The 19,355-nt window shown below is 59.1% G+C and carries 19 protein-coding genes and 2 tRNA genes; 6 read left to right on the top strand and 15 right to left on the bottom strand.

Annotated elements, in window-relative coordinates; translation table 11 throughout:
- Positions 1–34: 34 nt before the first annotated feature.
- Positions 35–658, bottom strand: a complete 624-nt coding sequence (locus AC1RS8_RS15235; protein WP_489339066.1) for a glutathione S-transferase family protein — start codon at positions 656–658, stop codon at positions 35–37.
- Between the two features lie 43 nt (positions 659–701).
- A complete protein-coding gene (locus tag AC1RS8_RS15230) occupies positions 702–1,361 on the bottom strand; it encodes a transglutaminase-like domain-containing protein (protein WP_057713694.1) in 660 nt (219 codons plus the stop codon).
- A gap of 249 nt (positions 1,362–1,610) precedes the next feature.
- On the opposite strand from AC1RS8_RS15230, the gene AC1RS8_RS15225 reads away from it, so the two are divergent.
- The 5 genes from AC1RS8_RS15225 (at position 1,611) to AC1RS8_RS15205 (ending at position 7,480) form a co-directional block, all read left to right on the top strand.
- Positions 1,611–4,058, top strand: coding sequence for an acyl-CoA dehydrogenase (locus tag AC1RS8_RS15225; protein ID WP_489339068.1), 2,448 nt, complete (start codon positions 1,611–1,613; stop codon positions 4,056–4,058).
- Between the two features lie 74 nt (positions 4,059–4,132).
- Positions 4,133–4,540: a PA2817 family protein gene (locus tag AC1RS8_RS15220; RefSeq protein ID WP_007972361.1), complete on the top strand. Its 408-nt coding sequence runs from the start codon at positions 4,133–4,135 to the stop codon at positions 4,538–4,540.
- Between the two features lie 595 nt (positions 4,541–5,135).
- Positions 5,136–6,359, top strand: coding sequence for a type II and III secretion system protein family protein (locus AC1RS8_RS15215; RefSeq protein ID WP_218494393.1), 1,224 nt, complete (start codon positions 5,136–5,138; stop codon positions 6,357–6,359).
- Between the two features lie 119 nt (positions 6,360–6,478).
- Positions 6,479–7,192 carry a tetratricopeptide repeat protein gene (locus AC1RS8_RS15210; protein WP_489339069.1) on the top strand — a complete coding sequence of 238 codons (714 nt, stop codon included), beginning with the start codon at positions 6,479–6,481 and terminating at the stop codon, positions 7,190–7,192.
- A gap of 18 nt (positions 7,193–7,210) precedes the next feature.
- Entirely contained in the window at positions 7,211–7,480 is a 270-nt protein-coding gene (locus tag AC1RS8_RS15205; RefSeq protein ID WP_489339070.1) for a DUF3613 domain-containing protein, read from the top strand.
- 287 nt (positions 7,481–7,767) lie between these two features.
- Here AC1RS8_RS15205 and AC1RS8_RS15200 read toward each other — a convergent pair whose 3' ends face one another.
- From AC1RS8_RS15200 to AC1RS8_RS15150, 11 genes are all read right to left on the bottom strand, one after another.
- Positions 7,768–8,730, bottom strand: coding sequence for a type II secretion system F family protein (locus AC1RS8_RS15200; RefSeq protein ID WP_218494390.1), 963 nt, complete (start codon positions 8,728–8,730; stop codon positions 7,768–7,770).
- A gap of 29 nt (positions 8,731–8,759) precedes the next feature.
- Positions 8,760–9,746 carry a type II secretion system F family protein gene (locus AC1RS8_RS15195; protein ID WP_218494389.1) on the bottom strand — a complete coding sequence of 329 codons (987 nt, stop codon included), beginning with the start codon at positions 9,744–9,746 and terminating at the stop codon, positions 8,760–8,762.
- The gene (locus AC1RS8_RS15190) at positions 9,743–11,185 is read right to left on the bottom strand and encodes a TadA family conjugal transfer-associated ATPase (RefSeq protein WP_218494388.1); all 1,443 of its coding nucleotides are present in this window, start codon (positions 11,183–11,185) and stop codon (positions 9,743–9,745) included. The genes AC1RS8_RS15195 and AC1RS8_RS15190 overlap by 4 nt, the downstream gene beginning before the upstream one ends.
- A 3-nt stretch (positions 11,186–11,188) precedes the next feature.
- Positions 11,189–12,409, bottom strand: a complete 1,221-nt coding sequence (locus tag AC1RS8_RS15185) for an AAA family ATPase (RefSeq protein WP_218494387.1) — start codon at positions 12,407–12,409, stop codon at positions 11,189–11,191.
- Positions 12,403–12,897: a TadE/TadG family type IV pilus assembly protein gene (locus tag AC1RS8_RS15180; protein ID WP_218494386.1), complete on the bottom strand. Its 495-nt coding sequence runs from the start codon at positions 12,895–12,897 to the stop codon at positions 12,403–12,405. Before AC1RS8_RS15180 ends, AC1RS8_RS15185 begins: the two co-directional genes overlap by 7 nt.
- Entirely contained in the window at positions 12,897–13,376 is a 480-nt protein-coding gene (locus tag AC1RS8_RS15175; RefSeq protein ID WP_218494385.1) for a TadE/TadG family type IV pilus assembly protein, read from the bottom strand. Before AC1RS8_RS15175 ends, AC1RS8_RS15180 begins: the two co-directional genes overlap by 1 nt.
- Positions 13,377–13,384: 8 nt before the next feature.
- On the bottom strand, positions 13,385–14,719 hold the full coding sequence (locus AC1RS8_RS15170) for a Tad domain-containing protein (RefSeq protein WP_489339071.1): 1,335 nt from the start codon (positions 14,717–14,719) through the stop codon (positions 13,385–13,387).
- A 75-nt stretch (positions 14,720–14,794) separates the two neighbouring features.
- Complete coding sequence (gene cpaB, locus AC1RS8_RS15165; RefSeq protein ID WP_218494383.1) at positions 14,795–15,604, bottom strand: Flp pilus assembly protein CpaB; 810 nt, start codon at positions 15,602–15,604, stop codon at positions 14,795–14,797.
- 15 nt (positions 15,605–15,619) lie between these two features.
- Complete coding sequence (locus AC1RS8_RS15160; RefSeq protein WP_218494382.1) at positions 15,620–16,948, bottom strand: DUF8689 domain-containing protein; 1,329 nt, start codon at positions 16,946–16,948, stop codon at positions 15,620–15,622.
- A 2-nt stretch (positions 16,949–16,950) separates the two neighbouring features.
- On the bottom strand, positions 16,951–17,475 hold the full coding sequence (locus AC1RS8_RS15155; RefSeq protein ID WP_218494381.1) for an A24 family peptidase: 525 nt from the start codon (positions 17,473–17,475) through the stop codon (positions 16,951–16,953).
- Between the two features lie 196 nt (positions 17,476–17,671).
- On the bottom strand, positions 17,672–17,866 hold the full coding sequence (locus AC1RS8_RS15150) for a Flp family type IVb pilin (RefSeq protein ID WP_218494380.1): 195 nt from the start codon (positions 17,864–17,866) through the stop codon (positions 17,672–17,674).
- Between the two features lie 405 nt (positions 17,867–18,271).
- Between AC1RS8_RS15150 and AC1RS8_RS15145 the strand changes: the two genes are divergently transcribed.
- On the top strand, positions 18,272–19,141 hold the full coding sequence (locus AC1RS8_RS15145; RefSeq protein ID WP_218494379.1) for an AraC family transcriptional regulator: 870 nt from the start codon (positions 18,272–18,274) through the stop codon (positions 19,139–19,141).
- Between the two features lie 58 nt (positions 19,142–19,199).
- On the opposite strand, the gene AC1RS8_RS15140 is transcribed toward AC1RS8_RS15145, so the two are convergent.
- A tRNA-Gly gene (locus AC1RS8_RS15140) sits at positions 19,200–19,275 on the bottom strand.
- Between the two features lie 3 nt (positions 19,276–19,278).
- A tRNA-Glu gene (locus AC1RS8_RS15135) sits at positions 19,279–19,354 on the bottom strand.
- Position 19,355 lies beyond the last annotated feature (1 nt).

The following is a 19,355-nucleotide window of genomic DNA, read 5'->3' as shown; positions in this document are numbered from 1 at the left end:
ACACAAGTACAGTCAAGCGTGTCGATAGTGAGTATTAAGTCAACGCGGTCATGACCGCCTTTTGATACGCCGGACGCTGTTTCAACCGGCCATACCAGGCCTGCAGATGCGGTTGTGGCGCACGTTCGATCGGCATCTCGAACCAGGCATAAATGAAACTGCCCAGGGGAATATCGCCCATGCCGATCTCGTCTCCGGACAGGTAGGGCTTGTTCGCCAACGCCTGATCGGCCATTGCCAGCAGCGTGTCGCACTCCTTGATCGCCGCCTTGATGGCGGGCCAGTCCTGCTGGTCTGCCGGGGTACGCAGCACACCCCAGAACACGGTACGGAACGGGCCGGCAAAGCTTGAGGTGGTCCAGTCCATCCACTTGTCGGCAGTGGCCCGGGCCCTGGGACTATTCGGGTACCAGGCCGTGCCGTCGGCATGCAAGGCCATCAGGTAACGCACGATGGCGTTGGACTCCCACAACACAAAACCGTCGTCTTCAATGACAGGCACGCGACCATTGGGATTCATGGCGCGGTATTCGGGTGTATCGACGACACCAAAGGCGCCACCGGCATCGATCGCCTCGTAGGCCAGTCCCAGTTCTTCGGCGGCCCACAATGGTTTTCTGACATTCGACGAGTTTTTCCGACCCCAGATCTTCAGCATGACCGCCTCTTTTTCGGTAAGTGGGCAGGCAGCATACGCCGGATCAGGCGCGACTCAAATCGCTCTGCATGTCGCCCAATAGTGGTTGCTGTTGCTCACCGAACAGGTGCGGATAGCACTTTTCCAGGTGTTCGAAAAAGAACGCTTCAGGTACGTCGGCGAACTGGCCGTGATCGACCAGGTACTCCATCAGCTTCGCGCCATCGCGGTTGAAGGGATGAAAAACGCTGTCGTTGATCCCGTCGAATTCCAGCGGCGCCACATTGAACAGGTCGCAGAGTTTGCGGTTGAACGCGGGTGTCGCCTTGACCCAGCGATCCTGCAAGTAAAACTCGGTGTAACCGTGCATGGCGAACATGTCGCTCTTGAGCAATTCGAGCAGCCGTGGCGTCGACAAATGATTGCGCACATCCGCCAGGCCGATCCGCGCGGGAATCCCGCAATGCCGCGCTGCACCTGCCAGCAACGTGGCCTTGGGCACGCAGTAACTCTCCCCGGCCGCCAGCGCATAACTGCCGCGCAGGGTCTGCGGGTCGCGACTGAACGTGTACGGGTTGTAGCGCACCGCTTCGCGCACGGCGTAATAGAGACTGATCGCCTGCTCCAGCGGATCGCGACTGGCGCCACGGTGCTTTTCGGCGAACTCCACCACGGACGGATGGTCACTATCGATGAAGCGGCCGGGACTCAGATACTCGCGCATGAAAATAATCTCCTGGGGAAGCCCCGAGTCTAGCGAGAGCTTCAGCACAGAGATAACGACGTTTCGGCCAAACATGGCCGCTTTGCCGCTCGCTCAATGAACGTATTTCCCACGTGTGCGACCCATTTGTCGCACGAAAATCATCCGGGGTTTCCCACGATTCGAATCACATCGCTCCAACCAGCCTGTTTCGCGGATGCCGTCTAAGCTCTGTGGGCTGGTTCGCCCTGGTTTCACGGAGGAATGAATATGCTGTTGTTGTGGATACTGGTTTTGCTGGTCGGGATTGCTTATTTGGCCCACCGCCGCATCGCCCCGCTGCCCGCCTTGGTCATCGTGGCCATCTATGTCGTGGCCATGGGCGCTTTCAGCCGCGCACCGGGCTGGCTGCTACTGGTTTTCTGGGTGTTGATCGCCGCCGTCGCCGCGCCTTTGCTGCTGCCCGACCTGCGCCGCAAATTGTTCAGTGCGCCGATGTTCAAATGGTTCCAGAAAACCCTGCCGCCGATGTCGCAAACCGAACGCGATGCCATCGACGCTGGCACGGTCTGGTGGGACGGCGAACTGTTCAGTGGCCGTCCGGACTGGAGCAAGCTGCTGTCCTATCCCAAGGCGCAATTGAATGAAGAGGAACAGGCCTTCATCGACGGGCCGACCGAAACACTCTGCGCCATGGTCAGTGAATGGCAGCTCGGTCAAACCATGGACCTGCCGCCACAAGCCTGGACATTCATCAAGGACAACGGCTTTTTCGCCCTGATCATCCCCAAGGAGTTTGGCGGCAAGGGCTTCTCCGCCTATGCCCACTCGCAAGTGGCGATGAAACTGGCGAGCCACAGCGGCGACCTTGCCTCAACCGTGATGGTCCCCAATTCCCTCGGCCCGGCCGAACTGTTGCTGCATTACGGCACCGACGAACAACGTAATCATTACCTGCCTCGCCTGGCGCGCGGCGACGACATCCCGTGTTTTGCCCTGACCGGCCCGCTGGCCGGCTCCGACGCCGGCGGCATGCCGGACTCAGGAGTGATCTGCAAAGGTGAATGGGAGGGCCAGGAAGTCCTCGGCCTGCGCCTGAACTGGGAAAAACGCTACATCACCCTCGGTCCGGTGGCCACCCTCCTCGGCCTGGCCTTCAAGGCCTACGATCCGGATCGCCTGCTGGGTGACAAGGAAGACCTGGGCATCAGCCTGGCACTGATTCCGACCGACATCGCCGGTGTCGAGATCGGCCGCCGGCATCTGCCGTTGGGCGCGGCATTCATGAATGGCCCGAACTCGGGCAAGGACGTGTTCGTCCCGCTGGAGTTCCTCATCGGCGGCCAGGAGATGCTCGGCAAAGGCTGGATGATGCTGATGAACTGCCTGTCGGTCGGGCGTTCGATTTCCCTGCCGGCGGTGGGTACCGGCATGGCCAAGTTCACCAGTCTGGTAACGGGCCAATACGCTCAGGTTCGCGAGCAGTTCAATGTGCCGATTGCCTCGTTCGAAGGCATCCAGGAAGCCATGGCCCGCATTGGCGGCAACGCCTGGATGATGGACGCCGCCCGCATGCTGACCGCCAATGCAGTCGATCTGGGCGAGAAACCGTCGGTGCTGTCGGCAATTCTCAAGTACCACCTGACCGAACGCGCCCGCGACTGCATTAGCGACGCCATGGATGTGCACGGCGGCAAGGCGATCATCATGGGGCCGAACAACTACCTCGGTCGCAAATGGAACGGCGCGCCGATTTTCATCACCGTCGAAGGCGCGAACATTCTCTCGCGCAACCTGATGATCTTCGGCCAGGGCGCGATTCGCTGCCATCCGTTCGTGCTCAAGGAAATGGCCCTCGCCGGCCGTGAAGACAAGGATCAGGCGCTCAGAGAATTCGATGACCTGCTGCTCAAGCACATCGGTTTTGCCGTGGGCAACGCCGCCAGTACGCTGGTGCTCAATCTCGGTTTCGGGCATCTGGAACACACCCCGGGCGACAAACTCAGCCAAGGTTATTTCCGCGCACTCAACCGTCAGGCCGCTGCTTTCGCCCTGCTCGCCGACCTGAGCATGATGTTGCTGGGCGGCGCACTGAAACGCCGCGAACGCCTGTCTGCACGGCTAGGCGACGTATTGAGCAACCTTTACCTGGCGTCCGCCGCGCTCAAGCGCTACAACGACCTTGACTCACCGCAGTACATGACACCACTGCTGACCTGGGCCATGGAAGAAAGCCTGGGCCAGGCGGAACGGGCGATGGATGAACTGCTGAGCAACTTCCCGAATAAAGTCGTGGGCTGTCTGTTGCGAGTGATCGTGTTCCCGTTCGGGCGCCAGCACAAAGGGCCATCGGACAAACTCGGCGCCGAAGTCGCAGGGGTGATCGGCCGCGCCAAGGGCGACCCGGCACTGGAGGAAGTGCTCCTGGGGTGCTACCGCCCGCAAGCGAGCGACGATCCGGTCGGTGCATTGCAACACGCCTGCAATCTGTTGAGCGCCGCACAGCCGCTACAGAAAAAACTGCATATGGCACTCAAAAGTGGCCAGGTCAAACCGGTGGCCGGCGAGTCGGTGATCGATGCCGCCCTCGAGGCGGGTGTATTGCAGCCGGTGGAGGCCCAAACCCTGCGAGAAGCCGAGGCGGCCCGGCGCAAGGTGATCGATGTCGATGACTTTGACCAAGAGGCCTTGGCACTGGCCAAGGGAAAAGTCCGCTGATCCCCTCAAACATGTAAAAACGGGCGCGGGCGCTTTATACTCCCGCGCCCGTTTTGCTCTTGAGGACTTATCTCGTGTCCAACATCGTTGCCGATCATCTCGTTTTACTCGACCACCTGCGCAGCATCCTGGTCGCCGTAGGTGAGGCCGAGCAGGTTCCCGACGAAAGTCATGCCTTGTTCCTTGAGCGCTTCGACGAACTGCTTGCGTTACTGCCTGTCGACCCGATCGAAAGCCAGTACCTGGGCCAGGACATCCTGTGCCAGGTCATCACTCGCTACCCGCAAATCGCTCACCTGGTCCCGCGCGACCTGCTGTGGTATTTCGCCGGCGACTGCCTGCACTACATGCCCGATGATGAAATCGACCTGTATCAGGCACTGGAAGAGCGCCGCTTCGAAGCCGAACAGAACGACGAGCCCTTCGACTGGAACCAGGAAAAGCAGTTGCTGGCGCTGTCGAACCAGGACAGCAAGCACTGATCATCAATCAGTGATGCCAAAGGCCCGCATGCTTGAGCATGCGGGCCTTTTTTTTCCTTCAGCGCACCCCGTCAACTTCAGGCAACCGCACTGTGCCGCGACCTTTTCCGCAGCGTCCGCCTGCCTAGCTCCAGCCTTTGCACCAATAGTTTTCTCTCTATCTCATGGCACTTTGGTTTGATTGAACTACCTTCAAACTACAAGAAGTCATAACGGCTCGAGTTTTCACGTTAGCTTCAGTGATCAGATAGCGGATTGGCAAAAGGAGTTACCTCACCATGATCCTGGCAGGCGTTTTCCGGCTCTGTACCTGCATTGCCGATGACTTTCCGGGGGGACCAGGTCGAACCATAGGCGCGAGTATCGCTCCGACAGGCAGTCCAGGTCACCGGATCACTGAAAACCGTTTCAGCAATGGTCGCTCGCTATCCAGCCAGATCAGCGAATTGCGCCCGCTCATGTGTAGCACGCAAGGAATAACGCCAAGGCCGTGGATAAGTGGTCTGGCGCATTGGGAGAGGTAGTCCGGTCCCCGTGAGTGATCCGAGACAACTTAGTCAGCCTGAAGATGGCCTATCCAGCGAGGATGTCCTTAATGAGCTTTCGTACCGAGCCCGCTTTCAAGCGAATTATCCATGGCCTGTTCTGGATGGGCCTCAGCGTGGATGCGGCTCAGGCCGCGCCGGCCAATTGTTCACAACTGGACAATTGGCCGACAACGTACGAGGTCGGTCAGGGGCTGCAGAATGAACTGCGCAGCCCCGTTCCGGTGACGCAACTGGCGGTGGGTGACCCGAAAATCGCCGACGTGCAGCCCAGCGGCAGCAGCGCATTCATACTCACGGGCATTGCGCCGGGGACCACCAGCCTGATGGTCTGGACCGCCTGTTCGAAAACGCCGCGCCAAAGCATGGTGTTCGTCAAGGGTAGAGCCACATCGGCGCTGACCAGTGTGCCGTCGGTGCCCTCCGACGACCCGTTGCTACCGAGCCAGGTGCAGACCGATATCCGCTTCGTTGAAGTCAGCCGGACCAAACTCAAGGAAGCCTCCGCCTCGATTTTCGGCGTCCGTGGCAACTGGCTGTTCGGCTCGCCGAGAACCTTGCCCACCATCGGCGGCATTGTCACGCCGTCAATACCGGTGAACAACGACAACTTCAACCTCACGTTTGCTACCGGCAGTACCCTGGTGGCGCTCAATGCGCTGGAGGGCAGCGGCTTCGCCTACACCCTGGCGCGGCCAAGCCTGGTAGCGCTCAGCGGGCAGAGTGCGAGCTTCCTGGCCGGCGGTGAAATACCGATTCCGGTGCCCAGTTCAGGCAGCGATAACGTGTCCATCGAGTACAAGGAATTCGGTATCCGCCTGACCCTGACGCCGACCATCGTCGGGAAAAACCGTATCGCGCTGAAGGTGGCGCCGGAAGTCAGTGAACTGGATTTCACCAACGCCGTGAGCATCGCCGGTACGGTCGTCCCGGCCCTGAACGTGCGCCGGACCGATACCAGCATCTCCCTGGCTGATGGCGAAAGCTTCGTCATCAGCGGCCTGATCAGCTCCCGCAACAACTCCCAGGTAAACAAGTTTCCGGGGCTGGGCGATATCCCGGTTCTGGGCGCGTTTTTCCGCGACAACACCATCAACCGTGAAGAGCGCGAACTGCTGATGATCGTTACCCCGCATCTGGTCCAGCCACTGGCTGCCAATGCACAACTACCGTCATTGCCTGGCGAACAGCTGCGCAATTACGACCCGAACTTCTACCGCATGTTTTTCCTGGAAAATGGCGACTTCGACAGTCGCAGCGGGCTCTCGCAATGAACCGGAGCCTGAACCAGACTTGTCTCGCCCTCACGCGTAGCGGTGACTTTGAACACTTGCCGGGCCAGCCTTATTGCCATTGGCCAGGCGTTCAACGTGTTGCAGCCAGGGGACCTTCGATGAAAGCAGTCATTGCAATAGCGGCGACATTAATGCTCGCAGGTTGTGCCAGCAATGGTCTGTCTTCGCGACCGGCCAGCTGTGCCAAGCCCGATTCGGAGCAAGAACTGGCCCTGAACCTGGCCGACAACATGGCCGACGAAGGCCGTTTGTATGCCAGCCTGGCGAATCTGGAAGGATTGCCCGATAACCTGGTCCAGGTTCGCCTGCGCAAGGCTCGGGTACTGCGCCTGATGGGGCGTAGCGGCGACGCGCAGCCGTTGTACGAAGGCTTGCTCGGCACCTGTCTGGCGGCTGAAGGGGAACATGGCCTGGGCCAGTTGGCCGCCGCCAGAAATGACAACGCCAGCGCTGCCACTCACCTTGAGCGTGCGGTGAGGATGGCCCCCACCGACGACAGGATGCGCAATGACCTGGGGGTCGTCTACCTCAATCAGCGACGGATCCCCGAAGCACGCTTTGAGTTCATGACCGCCATGGAGCTCAAGCAGGCAAACACACTGGCGGCACTCAACATGGTGACGTTGCTGATCTATCAGGATAACTGGAAGGCGGCCGCCGAACTCGTGACCCGCGCCGACTTGAGCCCCAAGCAAGTCGTAGAGGCTCAAACCCGCGCGGAAAAACTCAAGGCCTCCGCCAAAAAAGTGGTGGTTTCCGAGGGGAATCGCAAGGCTGAGGTAGCCGATGCCTCTACCAGTGCGAACAAGTAGAACGTACGAGGAGTCGAGATGAATACCAAACGGCTGTTGATCGTGTGCACGGCTTGCCTGTCAACCACTGCCTGGGCCATTGAGCCGGGCCCCTCTTCGCCTTATCAACAAGGCACCGAACAGTGGTTGCAGCTGCAGATTCGCGGAGTGGTTGCCTCTCCTAAACTGCAAACCGCTTCGGCCACCGAACGTGACCTGGCCATGCAACGCTGGCTCAATAGCTTCAACTACCCGATTCCGGAATTTTATGACCAGGATTCAGCGGGACAAATGACCATCGGCAACTGAGGCCTATCGATGGGTGATCAGCCTCTGGTGTCGTCCAGAGTAGCCTGGCTGCAAAGCCGGGCTTGATGTCGTGTGCAGGAAAGCAGTGGTATCTACACATTATCCAATCCTTATCAAATTACTCCCGAAGCTGCCGCAGGCTGCGATCTTCTGAATTAAAGGCCCAGGCAACGAATTGCCTGCCAGAAAAATCAAAAGATCGCAGCCTGCGGGAGATGTGTAGATCAAGTTCAGATCAGGCTTGGGTGACAAGGCCATCGCGCTCGACAGGCTCCGGCCGTTTTACCTCACCCGAATGCTTTGAGTACTCCGATCATGGCGGGGCCGATAGCGACCAGAAAGAAGCTCGGCCATAGACAGAAAATCAGCGGAAATACCAGCTTGGTACCGATTTTCGCCCCCATCTCTTCGGCGGCCTGCGTACGCCGGTCGCGAAACTCATCAGCATAGATGCGCAAGGTGTCGGCCACGCTGGTACCGAAGCGAATACTTTGTGCCAACAGACTGACCAACCCTTGCACGTCATCCAGGCCAGTGCGTAAGGCCAGTTGCTTGAGCGCCTCGGTACTGGAAATGCCCGCACGGATTTGCGCATTGACCAGGGCCAGTTCTTCAGCCAGTTCGACCTGACTGACCGACATCTCCTCAGCCACCCGTTCGATCGTCGTGGGCAGGGCCAGGCCTGACTCCACGCACACCACCATCAGATCCAGCGCATCCGGAAACGCAGCACGCAGCCGACCTTGTCGCAACTGCTTGCGCTTGGCGACATACAGCGCTGGCACCAGCCATCCGATACCGGTCACCAAGACCACCAACAGTAGCCCCATGACCAGGGAAACCTTGGGAATCATCGGCAACAGCAGCAACGCAATACCGAACAACAACAGCGGCAACATCAAGCGTACCGCCCAGTACATCTGCACCGCCGACGAGGAGCGGTATCCCGCATGCATCAACAGGGTCTGGGTGACGGACGTCTGAGCCGATTCGGCTGAGGCAAAGCGCTGGCCGACCCGCTCAAGCAACAGTTGCAGGTTACCTGGAGCGTCCTGTCCGGTCGTGTTGCCTAAATGACCACGCTTGATCAGCGCCAGACGACGCTGCACCGGATCCTGAAGCCCCATCATCAGCAAGATCACGGCGACAACCGCAAGCACCGTACTCAAACCGATCACGGCGAGGAACAACAGACGCGCCATCTCCTCGTTTGCCGTGACCCGACTGAACAACCCGAGTAAAAAGTCCATGAACTGTACCTCTCGGTAGCGAATAGCGCTTAAACCTGAATCCGGATGATTTTGCGTATCCAGAAAATCCCGATCAACATGGCGCAGAACGCCCCGATGATCAGCTTGCGGCCCATGGGATCATTGATCAGCACAGGCATGTAACTGGGGGTGGTGAGTATGATCGCGATCGCCAGCACGAAGGGAATCGCCACCAGCACCCAGGCCGACATGCGCCCTTCCGCCGACAGGGTTTTGACTTTGCGCTGAAAGCGGAAGCGCCCGCGGATCAGCCGACTCAGACGTTCCAGCACTTCTGTCAGATTACCGCCGGTCTCGCGATGGATGAGGATCGAGGTCACCAGCATCATCACCGTCATGCTCGGCATCCTCTCCAGCAAGCCGAGCATGGCCCGGCGTACATCGTTGCCATAGTTGATATCGGAGAAAGTCAGGCCAAACTCATGAGCCACCGGCCCCTTGTGCTCCTCGCCCACCAGACGCAGGGTTTCGTTGAATGGGTGCCCAGCGCGCAAGGCGCGGCACATGGCATCCAGCGCGTCCGGCAGGCCTTCCTCGAACGCAGCGAAACGCTTGCCACGGTCACGAGAGATTTTCAGTATGGGTAACCAGAAGACCGCCACCCCCACCACCAGCGCCATCCACCAGACTGACGAGACCATCCAGATCAAAATACCCGCCCAGACACCCAGCACCAGCCCGAGCAGCAATACCCGATAGGCCCGGTACTCGTGCCCGGACTGCTCGATCATTTGCGTCAGTGTTTCCATAAAAGGCAACTGCTCAAGCATGGCCTCCAGTGGCGACAAACGCGTCAAGTACTTCTGCCTCAATACCGTTTGCATGTTGGGCAAATTATTGGCTTTCTCCAGTACGTGCAGGCGACCGCGGATGCGCTTGCGCATCTTGCCGGCCTCGCCGAATACCGGCACCGCCACCCCCTGGGACAGGAGGAAGACGGCGATAAACACCATGCCGAGGAACATCAAAATGAATTCACCGGGAATCTGGTTCATGGCTGCCGAGCCTCCATCCACTCAGGCCTGAACATCGTCAGCGGCAACTCGATGCCGCGCTTGGCCAGCACATCGCGAAAGGCGGGGATCATGCCGCTGGGCCGATAATCACCCAGCACTTCGCCATTTTCACCCATGCCATGGCGCGCGAAGGAGAAAATTTCGGTCATGGTGATGATCTCCCCTTCCATGCCGTTGATCTCCTGCACGCTGACCAGGCGGCGCTTGCCGTCCTCCTGGCGTTCCAGCTGGATCACCACATCGATGGCCGAAGCGATCTGCTGACGCATGGCCTTGATCGGGAAGGTCGCCCCGGTCATCGACACCATATTCTCGACCCGCCCCAACGCATCGCGCGCGGTGTTGGCATGGATCGTGGTCAACGAGCCATCGTGGCCGGTGTTCATGGCTGTCAGCATGTCCAGCGCCTCGGTGCCGCGCACTTCGCCGATCACAATACGGTCCGGACGCATCCGCAGGCTGTTGCGCACCAACTCCCGCTGACTCACCTCGCCACGCCCCTCGATGTTCGAAGGCCGGGTTTCCAGGCGCACCACGTGGGGCTGCTGCAGTTGCAATTCGGCCGAGTCTTCGATGGTGACGATGCGCTCGTTGTGCGGAATGAAACTGGACAGCACATTGAGCATGGTGGTCTTGCCGCTGCCGGTACCACCGGAAATCAGCACGTTCAAGCGCCCACGGACAATCGCCTTGAGCAGCAGGGCAATGGCCGGGGTTAACGTCCCCACCTGGATCAGGCTGTCGGTATTGAGCAGGTCCACCGCAAAGCGCCGGATCGATATGCTCGGACCGTCGATGGCCAGCGGCGGGATAATCGCGTTGACCCGCGAACCGTCCTTGAGCCGGGCGTCCACCAAGGGCGACGACTCATCGATACGCCGGCCCAGGCTGGAGACGATGCGGTCGATGATGTTCAGTAAATGCTGATCATCGCGAAAGCGTACATCGGTGCGTTGCAGTTTGCCGAAGCGCTCGACATAGACCGAGGCATGACCGTTGACCAGAATGTCGGACACGCTGTGGTCAGCCAGCAAGGGTTCCAGAGGGCCAAGGCCGAGCACCTCGTCGGTGATCTGCTTGATGATCAATTGGCGGCTGGAAGTACTCACCGGTGCCGAATGCTCATCGAGCAGGCGCTGGCAAATATCGCGAATCTGCCGTGCGGCCTCAGCCTGTTCAAGGGTGTCCAGCAAGGACAGGTCCATGACCTTGAGCAACTGCTGGTAGATCTTTTCTCGCCACTCGGCTTCCACCGGGGTGACCTGACTTCTGGTTTCGTAAAGAACGTCCGGCGTTGCACGCTCCCACGCCATTATTTCCTCAGCCGGATCCGGCAGGTCGTCACCCGGCTGGCTAGCCGGCGATGAGGCGGGTTTAGCGGACTGTTTGCGCAAGCGGTTACGAAAGTCGCTGATCATGGGTCACCCCCCGAAAAAACGGTTGAAGGCGCGTTTGAACACACCTTTTTTTCCAGCCATCTGGTTGCCGACCAAGTCGTCGGCCACGTTGCGCAGGGCAACGGTGATCGCCGCCTTCGGCGCATGCAGCTCCAACGGCACGCCAGTGTTCTGACTCTGGCTGACCAGGTTGAAGTCGTTGGGTAATTTCGACAGGTTCGTGCTGCGCAGCGCCTCGCCGATATCCTTGAGGCTGACCGCTGCCGTCTTGTCATAGCGGTTGACCACTATCTGCAACTGATCTCCACGCACACCCAAGTCTTCGCGAAGAATCCGCACCAGAGAGCTGGCATCGCGCAAATGGCTGACGCTCTGCTGCACCACCACGTACACCCGATCCACCTGTTCCAGCACGGAGCCGGTGAGGTGGTCGATTTGCCGCGGCAGATCGATCACTACCCAGTCATAGCTGGCGCGGGCCAATTGCAACAAGGTATCAAGTTGCTCGGGCTGGGCATCCTGCGGCAGGCACAGCTCGCCGGCCCGCCCACCCAGCACATGCAAGGTCGGGCTGAAGTGGCTGCAAAAACCGCGTAACGCGACGCTGTCCATGCCGTCGATCTGGTGCAACACCTCCAGATGACTGTGCGACTGCGCCACATCCAGGTAATGCGTCACGCTGCCAAATTGCAGGTCCATGTCCAGCAACAGGGTACAGCCACCCTTCATACTGAGCTGCTGGGCCAGGTTGCAGGCCAGCATGGTGCCGCCGGATCCGCCCTTGGCGCTGATCACGGCGAGCAATTTCCCTACTGTCCCGCTGCCGGTTCGAACCTCCATGACCAGCCGATTCAAGGCGGCGACCAGTTCCGTCTCGGCGACGGGCTCCGGCAGCACGTCACGGGCGCCGGCCTGCATCGCCAGGCGCATGCCTTCCTGTTCGCTCAGCAGACCGCACACCAACATCGGTGGGCGCTCATGGGCCGGGCGCTGCAACAGTGCCGCCAGCTCCTCGCGCCACAGGTGGCTGACGCGCAACAGCAACAGATCGGGCATCCGGTCCAGGCCGTAGAGCGGGTCGACATGCCCATTGCTCACCAGCCGAGTACTCACCTCCAGGCTGGGCATGCGTTGGCAGACGCCTTGCAGGTCGCGCAACGACGTGGCATCACGGCTGCTGATCAGCAACCTGAGCCCGGCTTTGCCGGTAGAACTGGCGAGTGGGGTGTCCTTGGTATTCAGCATGGCGTGATCTCCCCGGAATCGGAATGACGCCCGAGGCTTTCGCGTGGCAACGTTGCCCTGAATGTAGGCAAGGTAATGGGCACGCCGAACCCGGGAATGAACAGATTGAAAACGAAGTTTTGCAGGCTCAACCGGACATAGCGGATTGCACGAAAACCATTGACGCTGACCAGATCAGCGGGGTTGGCCACCTGTGCACCGTTTACATCCAGGTAGGTCAACGTCAGGTGAGTGGTGGCCAGATCGCCGATCAGCTGGCTATTACCTGCATTGCCCGCGGCATTGAAGATCGCCCGCCGCAACACCACCGGATCGCTGATATTGCATACCGCCGCCAGGCGCGTACCACGCCGTACGGCTTCATCCAGCGCATTGACCGTGAGGTACAGGCGGCCCATTTCCACTACGCCGAACAACAGCGTGAACACCAACAGACCAATGACGGCGAACTCCACCACATAGGTGCCGCGCATGTGTTTGCGATTCATCACAGTGCCCTCATCACGGTAGTGGCGACCAGCGGAATGCCCAGTGCAATCTGATTACCAAAAAAACCGGGAAGCGCTCCGGCGCAATTGCCAGCGCCAATCACCGGGCAAAACGTGTAAGTGATGGTGACCCGAACATGGTCGGTGCCCACCGCGGCAACGACCACGTTGCCAGTCGTCAACCCTGACACCACAGCGGTCCCGGTGTTGGCCGGCACGCCATACACCGCAACGTTTTTCGTCTGGGTCAGTAGCGTACTGCTCAGAGCGACCGCACCCAGCGTCGAGTTCCAGGCCTGGCTGGCGACGAAACGGTCGGCATCGCGACTGGCCTGCAGCAACAAGTTGTACTGATAGAACATGCGGCCGAACTCACCGAAGGCCAGTAACATCAACAGCAACACCGGCAGGACCAGGGTGAATTCCACCAAGGCCAGGCCTTGCTGGCACTGCCGATGTTTAAATCCATGAAGTCTCATGACGCCCCCTACGAGTCAGTGCTCGGAGTGCCGCTGCCGTTGAGATAGGTTTTGTAGAGCTGAATGATCTGCGGGCCGGAATCGGTGGACGGCGAAGGGCCGGCCACGTTGTCGCCTTCGCACTCCTTCACGAACTGGCCGAAGATCTCCGCTTCCCCGCCGCCGCCATTCATGGGCTGCACCACGAAATAACAGCCAAAACCGAGGACGGGGATTGAGGTTGAACCATTATTTTTCCCGGCGCAGTTGCCCACCACGATTTTCAGCATCCGGCGCTCGAACACCCCATTGCTCTGACAGCCACTGCCCCCAGCCACACACGCAGCAACGCTCGCACGCCAGTCGTTGTAGTCCAGTATCGAGTTGCCGCCCGCCGTGAGATTGCCATTGCTCGAGGTAATGGTTTGCCCCTGGTACTTAGGGCCTGTGCCGTCGTCAGTGATTGCGGGATTACTGGACGTGGTCACCAGGTCCGGCGGATAGGCCGAGGCACTGACCGGACCGTTGTAAATGCCGAAGCGCGTATTCAGGCCTTGAGACGCAGGGCCGACCTTGTTGCCAGGTTCGGTCGTGACGTTGTCTCCCACATTGCGGCAGACCTGGCCGCCTCCGGCCATCTCCTCCCTGACCGCATTGCCGCCCGAGCCAAAATCGAGCAACTGAAAGTTGCCTGGACCAATGGGCGACTGATTGCCGGAAGCCGTCTTCAATACCTTCAGATCACCAAACTGGAAGCCCCAGAACATACCGGCGCCCGGGTTGTATTGAGCCGGGTCGCCACAGACCATCAAAGGCGCGAGATCGCAGGGGCTGGTAGGGCTGGGTCCCGCGGTGGCGATCGCCGCCACCGCCTTGTTCCCCAGGGCGCCTAATGACTGGGCGAAGCTCCAGAAAAATCCCGTCAGGTTATAGCTCGCTACCGATACCCGAACGTACTTGGCATCCGTTGGCCCGGGATAGGAGAACGGGCCATAGACGCTGCTTGCCAGCTCCACCACTGCAAATGCGCCTGCATTGCCGCCGACCGCCGTGGCCAATTCGTTGTTGCCTGTAGCATTGGCATTTTGTGTCAGCGTATTGAGCGCGGCGGTACGCGTCGCGGTGGCCGCGCTGACACTGTTGACGCCCCCCTCCACCTGACTCAGGGTTTTGGCGCCACTCAGGGCGGCGGCGTCCACCGCATTCTGCAGACGCGTTTTGTTCAGCATCATATGCCCGCCGTCCAGAGCCAACGCCGCCATCATGGCCATCGCCGCCAACGCGATCACCATCAATGCACTCACCGATCCTTCCTGGCGCCTTGGCGTCGAAATGAACGGCCGCTGAATACGAAGATTCATCATCAAGCCCTCGATTGCCGATACGGATCCGGATCGGCTCCGCCAATAACCTGGTGCCCAGGCACCTGTTGCACACCGTCAGCGAATGTTGACCACTTTGGCTTCGGTCCCGCGGATAACGGTGACGGCTCTGCCACTCTCACCATTACCACGCGGCACCACGCGTCTTGGCTCTGTGGCGGTAGCCACCGCCATGACCGGTGCGGCAGGCGCAACGGTCGCGATTTGTTTCTCGGCGTTCAGCGGGTTGCGCAAGGTCAATTGCAACTTCCCTTCCGTTTGCGCCGTGACCAGGGTTTCAGCCTCGGCGGTCGACATCTCCAGAGTCACTGCGCGCACCACGACCGGTTGGGTCTTGTCGGTACCCGCTGTCTGATCCACCGCCAACACCCGCAGGTTCTCGAGGATGGTCCTGGACGTGGCGCTGTTACCGCCGGCATTGGTGGTTTTGGTCGCCAGTACATCGACCCGGTTACCCGGCAACAGGAATCCGCCCACGCCGACCACATCGTCCACACGTACCGATATGGCGCGTTTGTCAGGAGCAATCAAAGAGGCCAGGGTGCTGCCCCCCAGGTGCTCGCTCAGACGCGCACCGCGCACGATGTCGCCCCGCAGAATGTCGAACGTTGCGATCTTGCCCACGGCTTTTTCGCTGGCATCGAAGGCGTCGTCCGGGATCGTATCCATGGGCATGCGTACGGTCGTGACCTGCTGGGCCTCGACCATCTGCCCGAATGGAATCTCTACCGTGGCGACCACCACACTTCGAAAGTGGTCATCCGGGCTGGCATTGAGCCGCGCGCTCAGCCAGGAGTCGGCCATCCATGCAGCCCCAAGGCCCATGACCAGTGAAGCGCCTATCAGGGTAAGCGTACGAGAGCTCATGTCAGTATCTCCGCATCAAAGAAAGTTGAGCTGGACGAAGTAGTTGTGCCAGGCCCATTCCAACTCTTTCGGTGACAGTGGTCCGGAACCGCCGATATAACGCTGGCGATCGAGCGCCATGTTCAGGAGGTCTCGGGGATGGCAGGGCACCAGGGGCATGCCTTCACTTGCATAAAGCCTTTGCAGCACATAACGCACCAACAGCGGGTCATAGGAAATACCCAGACGCTCGCTTTCCATACGCCAGATCTTTTCGTACTCCTCGGGCTTCAGGTAACCGAATTGCAGCTTGTAGCCAATCCGGCGAAGGAAGGCCTCATCGGCCAGCTCCAGGGGATTGAGGTTGGTGGAAAACACCAGAATCAGATCGAATGGCAACTCGCAATGCCGACCACCACCCAGGTTGAGGAAATCGCGCTTCTCTTCCATCGGGACAATCCAGCGATTCAACAGCTCGGCGGGTGCCATGCGCTGGCGCCCCATGTCGTCGATGATGAACAGGCCATTGCTGGCCTTGAGCTGCAGGGCAGCCTGGTATTGACGGGTGAAAGGGTCATAACGAACGTCCAGCTGTTCCATGCTCAACTCACCGCCCGTGATGACGATCGGGCGTTTGCAGCACAGCAGTCGACGGTCGATCCCTTCGTTGAGCATCAGGGTGTTCTGTTGAGCGTTGTCATCGAGGCGCTGATGCACTTGCGGGTCATAGATCTCGATCACCGACTCGTTGATGACGATGGCATGGGGGACCCAGATGGCCTCGGCGAACAGACGGATCAGCCGACTGCTGACATAAGTCTTGCCGGTACCCGCGGGGCCATAAATCATGATCGCGCGCCCGGAGTTCATCGCCACACCCAACTGATCGAGCATCTCCTCCGTGAGCACTACGCCTGCCAAGGCATTGCGCATATCGTTGGCGTTGATGCGACCATGGTGAATGGTCTGTAGCTTGATCAGGGACCGGTAGGTACTCACCGGGAAGGGTGCCGCACCGATATAGCCACTGCGCGACAGGGCATCGCGGGCGACACTGCGACCGCGCTCGGTCAGGCCATATCGCAACATCTGGCCGCCCGTTTGACTCACCTGGCCGAGTACTTCGACACGGCCATCCTTGCGCAGAAACGCCAGGACCTCTTCAAGTACCGCGCCGGTCAGCGCCAGGCGGTCCACCAGCCGCGACATGTCCAGCACACCGGCATCAAACAAATGCTTGCACACCAACTCGCCGAGAAAACTGTCCGTCAGGCCAGTTTCGCGGATAGTGCAGGGCTGAGGAGCCAGCCGTTGCACCGCTCCCCGATCACTGGGGTAGGCATCACTATCGACGATGACGTGCATGTCTAACCTCCGAATCCACCGGCAACTTGCCCGTAGACGCTGCTCAAAGTGCCGATCAATATTGCAATCGAATATGGGAAAGGCTTGCCGGCTACTTCATCCGAAGTTGGCGCCAGATAAGCCTGCGCCCTAAGAATCAGCCAATAGCGCCCAAAGGTCTGACGCAATTGACCGCGAACCAGCACGATCAATAAACCGCATACGCCGCCAGCTACCAGGCTGAACATTGCAGCCCACAATGCGTATTGGAACGGTAGAAAACTGCCGACCATTGCCATCAACTTGACGTCACCGGCAGCCATGCCACCGAAGGCGTACATCGGCAGAAACAGCGCAAAACAGATCAGGATGCCCAGCAGGCTGTCACCCAATCCGCCGACACCGCCTGAGTAAGTCTGACCGGCCAAGCCCAGGGCAAGGCCCAACAGGACCAGCATGTTGGGAATACGGTGGTGAAGCAGATCGCTAACCACCGCCACGCCCAAAAGCCCTATCAGTAAAACCATCGATACCAGTTCCGTGGACATGGCATGTCTCCCTGCGGGTATTAATCGTTAGCACGCAACATTGCTATTGGCGGCCTTTAACAGCGCAGTGATTTGCGCTCTCTACGCAAATTGAAAGGGACAACGCGATGTCCATGAAGAAAGTTGCCGGCGCCCTATTAGAAATAGCGGCAACCGGCTGTCCCATAAACATCGACGCGTCACCCAGCGGGAACTATCAGCAAGCGACGTTATTATTAAGCGCGGTGCAGAGTGTCTGCATTTTGGTCTGAACCGCTGTTCCAAGAGTGGTAAATATTGCGACGACAAGCGCCGTAACCAACCCGCCGGCTACCGCGTACTCCACAACGGTCAGACCATCTTCGTCATTGATGAACTTCACTACCGAAGCCTTGATTGTTTGCATGATCATTTTGCCCACCTCACTCGAATGTTGTTTTTTCTGAGGCAGTACGTTCTGCGCTGCCTGAGTGCAACAGTAGTCAGGGTGCAGGCATTGGCGTTAGGAAGATTTTGCACATCGTTAGGACTTTTTTGCGGGGCGGCCAAATATGGGACATTGGTCTTTACAGAAGTAACGGGAGGGGTAAACAAGGCGTTGAAAACCAAAGGCAATTGTCATTGATTCACAAGCGACAAGCGGTTAAACCCGGTTTGTCGAAAACACACCAACAAACACTCGCTCGGGCTGCCTTCCAGGCAACCCATAGAGCGAATAGAACTAAAAACCGTCTTTCCTATCGGGATTAAATCTGCAAGGTGATAGCACATTGGCAATACTAGCGAAGTGAGTCACCAAGAACCCCAGAGTAGAGACATGACGTCCAACTTGACCAAAAGGCCATCGCTCCTGTGGTTCGATCTGACTCATGATCGGTCCACGAAAGAACTCGTCGCGCAGTTCGAGGGTACCTGCGACTGCAAACTGGCGAAAAACTCCGTGTTGCCCATCGGGGAACCGGCAGACATGATCTGCGTCCATTTTGATCGCCCCGACACGCCAGGCTTGCGACTGTTGCTGGAGATCAAACGCACCACCCCCAGCATCCCGATCACCATGTTCACCGTGCAGCACTCGGAGGAACTGGCTGTATGGGCCATGCGCTCCAGCGTCTGGGAATACATGGTGCTCCCGCTCTCGACCACCGAGAAGAATCGTTACCTGACGGCGGTGGTGCAGCTCTGCGAGCTGCGCCGAAATGCCAACGGCCGGGGCAAGTCATCGCAGATCGACCACTCCCCTACCCTGCCGGACAGCATCCGTCGGACCTCAGGACACCAAAAACACCAGGCGCTGAGCAATGTCATGCTGTACATCGAACAGCACTTTCGTGACAGCATCGATCAGAGGGAATTGGCGCAACGCTGCGGCATGACGACATTTCGCTTCAGCCGCCTGTTCAAGGAAGCCAATGGGCTTGGCTTCACGGATTACATCCTGGACAAGCGCATGAACTTCGCCAAGGATCTGCTCGACAACAGCCAGATGCCGATTACCAGCATCGGCTATGAGGCCGGCTTCAAGGATCCTTCCTACTTCGCCCGTGCCTTCAAGCAGTTCGCCAACTGCACGCCCAGCGAATACCGCCTGGCACGCCAACTCAAAGCAGCTGCCGCTACGCAACCGGTGCAGGATGACAAAACCACTGAAGCGCTCGAAAGCCTGGTACAAACCCTCAGCAGTTGATCCGGTTTTTTACGCGCACACAAAAACGCCGCTCAATGAGCGGCGTTTTCGTTAAATATGGAGCGGGAAACGAGACTCGAACTCGCGACCCCGACCTTGGCAAGGTCGTGCTCTACCAACTGAGCTATTCCCGCAAATGGCGTCCCCTAGGGGACTCGAACCCCTGTTACCGCCGTGAAAGGGCGGTGTCCTAGGCCACTAGACGAAGGGGACA

The sequence above is a fragment of the Pseudomonas sp. GW821-FHT12A04 genome, from assembly GCF_058807755.1.
This window is presented reverse-complemented; position numbering and strand designations above follow the sequence as displayed.